This is a genomic window from Henriciella sp. (assembly GCF_049649345.1).
Lineage (GTDB): Bacteria > Pseudomonadota > Alphaproteobacteria > Caulobacterales > Hyphomonadaceae > Henriciella.
In genome coordinates this window covers 1-2,518 of record NZ_JBARZC010000164.1, presented here as the reverse complement: position 1 = coordinate 2,518, position 2,518 = coordinate 1, and the positions used below count along the sequence as shown (strand labels likewise).

Below are 2,518 nucleotides of genomic sequence, written 5' to 3'. Positions count from 1 at the left end.
CCCCACATCCGTCCAAAGCTGCCGCCGCTTGAGCCGGAAAGCCCGACGGCATGCAGCACGCGGCCGATCAGCAGCCCCGCGCCGAGCGCATGGATCAACCAGACCGGGGCCGAGAGCGCGCCGAGCGCGAGAAGGCCAATCAGGGTAACCGGCACATCCTCGACCGCGTTGCCCTGGACACGCTGGGCCCGCTGAAGGCGCTCATTGGCGCCATCGCCAAACATCACTTTCTCGCCGCTGCGCACCTGGCCGACACGGCCCTTCAGAACGAGAAAGAAGATCACGAAGAGGCCCGCATAAAGCGCGGCCGATTCCATTGGGGTCATCCGGTTATCCCTCCACAAGGACGAGGGTCACATCGGCTGATTGCGCATGGGGCGTCAACAGAAATCCGGTTTCAGGCAAGATCCCGCACGAGCAGCTCCACCGCGTCTCAGAAAATCTCGGAACATGAACCCGCTTAGCCCGTTGTATCAGTGTAGACATCAAAATGGTCCGAAATTTGTTGAAAGTCTAATGAAATCAACGGAAAGGACACTTATGAAACGCCTCATTGCAACACTTGCCGCAACCACTGCATTTGCAGCCGCGCCGGCCCTCGCCGACGAGAACATGAACGATGGCGAGATGAAGGATGACAAGATGCATACCGAGATGCATGCAGAAGCGTGGACGAGCGCTGATGAAGACGCCCTGACGGCGCAGAAAGCGACCCAGGTCTTCCTCGCAATCGATACGCAGAATGATGGCCTCGTCACGCAAAGCGAATGGGCCCGCTGGCAGAACCGCGGAGAAGACAATCTGATGCAGTTTGCCGACTATGATGCTGACAGCGATGGCGACATCGAACTCAGTGAATATCTCGAGACCTATAATCAGTAGGCCTGAACAATAAGATGTAAGCCTGCACGAGGAGCCCGCCTGAACCGGCGGGCTTTTCTTTTTGCGCGGGGCGCCCCTTGCGCCGGGCAGGCTCATGATGGACACCGTTCGCGATGCTCATTGCCTTCAACAAGCCCTATGGCGTGCTCAGCCAGTTCACCGACAAGGGAACCGAAGGCAGCTCTCGCCCGACACTGTCGGCTTTCATTGATGTGCCTGGCGTATACCCCGCAGGCCGACTGGACCGCGACAGCGAAGGGCTGTTGCTGTTGACCGATGATGGACGGCTCCAGTCGCGCATCGCGGATCCGAAATACAAGACCGAGAAGACCTATTGGGCGCAGGTCGAAGGCGTGCCCGATGAGGGGGCTCTGGAGGCGTTTCGAAACGGCCTCGACCTTAAGGACGGCCGCACGCGCCCGGCCAGGATCAGTCGCATGGGCCCGCCGCCCGGTCTCTGGGAGCGCGACCCCCCGATCCGCGTCCGCAAATCGGTCCCCGACACTTGGCTCGAAATCGCCCTTCGCGAGGGTAAGAACCGGCAGGTGCGCCGGATGACAGCCGCGATCGGTCATCCGACATTGCGCCTCATCCGCTGGCAGATCGGCAATTACGCGCTGGATGGCCTTGCGCCCGGCGAATGGCGGGAAGTCTGATTGGAACTTCAGGGGTGCGCACTAGGTTGGGTTTCAAAGACCTATCCGAAGGAGACCCTCATGCGCCTCGCTCTCACTGCTGCCCTCACTGCCATTGCCCTTCCGCTCGCCGCACAGGCCGGGGAAGCCGTGACCTACACGGTCGATGGCGCAGACTATGAAGGCTATCTCGCCGAAGCGACCCGCGAGTCCAAAGGCCTTGTCCTGATCATCCATGACTGGGGCGGGCTCGATGAGTATGAAAAGACACGCGCTGAAATGATCGCCGATGCCGGCTATGACGCGTTCGCCGTCGATCTCTATGGCAAAGGCAACCGCCCTGATACGACCGAGGCGCGCAAGGAGCAGGTCGGCAAGCTCTACAATGACCGCGAGATGATGCGCGCGCGCATCCTTGGCGGGCTGGAAACGGCACGCGCTGAATCCGGCGAAACTGATGTCATCGTGATGGGCTATTGCTTTGGCGGCGGGGCAACGCTCGACCTTGCCCGCTCTGGCGAAGGCGAAGATATTGCAGGCTTCGCGACCTTCCATGGCAGCCTCGATGCGCCCGAAGGCGCTGACTATTCGGCCACGCCCGCGCCCGTCCTCATCATGCATGGCGGCGCCGATAGCGGCATTCCCAATTCCCTCGCCGCCGAAACGGCCAACATGCTCGAGGAAGCCGGCGTCACCTATGAAGTCGAGATCTATTCCGGCGCCCCGCACGCCTGGACCGTCTTCGGCTCTGACCGCTATCAGGCCCTCGCCGACGAGAAGAGCTGGGACTCCTTCATGGCCTTTACAGACCGCTATCTGGGCGAGGCCGAGGGCTAGCCCTAACCGTCAAAGTTCGGCTGGCCGTTTGAGGCGCTGAGGCCGCCATCGACGGGCAGGATGACGCCGTTTACGAACTTGGCGTCCGGTCCGGCGAGAAAGGCGATGACGCTTGCGACCTCTTCCGGCTCGGCCGCCCGTTTCATCGGGATGCGGTTCTTCAC

The 2,518-nt window shown here is 61.4% G+C and carries 5 protein-coding genes; 3 read left to right on the top strand and 2 right to left on the bottom strand.

Annotated features, from left to right (window positions below):
• Nucleotides 1-326 (bottom strand): MAPEG family protein (locus WA989_RS04005; protein WP_424339224.1); only part of this gene is annotated, 326 nt, incomplete at its 3' end.
• A gap of 214 nt (nucleotides 327-540) precedes the next feature.
• On the opposite strand from WA989_RS04005, the gene WA989_RS04000 reads away from it, so the two are divergent.
• From WA989_RS04000 to WA989_RS03990, 3 genes are all read left to right on the top strand, one after another.
• On the top strand, nucleotides 541-882 hold the full coding sequence (locus WA989_RS04000) for a hypothetical protein (protein WP_424339223.1): 342 nt from the start codon (nucleotides 541-543) through the stop codon (nucleotides 880-882).
• 113 nt (nucleotides 883-995) lie between these two features.
• Nucleotides 996-1,538 carry an rRNA large subunit pseudouridine synthase E gene (locus WA989_RS03995; RefSeq protein WP_424339222.1) on the top strand — a complete coding sequence of 181 codons (543 nt, stop codon included), beginning with the start codon at nucleotides 996-998 and terminating at the stop codon, nucleotides 1,536-1,538.
• Between the two features lie 60 nt (nucleotides 1,539-1,598).
• Nucleotides 1,599-2,354, top strand: coding sequence for a dienelactone hydrolase family protein (locus WA989_RS03990; protein ID WP_424339221.1), 756 nt, complete (start codon nucleotides 1,599-1,601; stop codon nucleotides 2,352-2,354).
• Nucleotides 2,355-2,356: 2 nt separating this feature from the next.
• On the opposite strand, the gene WA989_RS03985 is transcribed toward WA989_RS03990, so the two are convergent.
• On the bottom strand, nucleotides 2,357-2,518 hold a 162-nt coding region (locus WA989_RS03985; protein ID WP_424339225.1), incomplete at its 5' end, for an SDR family oxidoreductase.

What these genes read in the sequence shown, in the direction of transcription:
- WA989_RS03995 (WP_424339222.1), top strand. Translation starts at nt 996, where the DNA reads ATGCTCATTGCCTTCAACAAGCCCTATGGCGTGCTCAGCCAGTTCACC.
- WA989_RS03990 (WP_424339221.1), top strand. Translation starts at nt 1,599, where the DNA reads ATGCGCCTCGCTCTCACTGCTGCCCTCACTGCCATTGCCCTTCCGCTC.
- WA989_RS04000 (WP_424339223.1), top strand. Translation starts at nt 541, where the DNA reads ATGAAACGCCTCATTGCAACACTTGCCGCAACCACTGCATTTGCAGCC.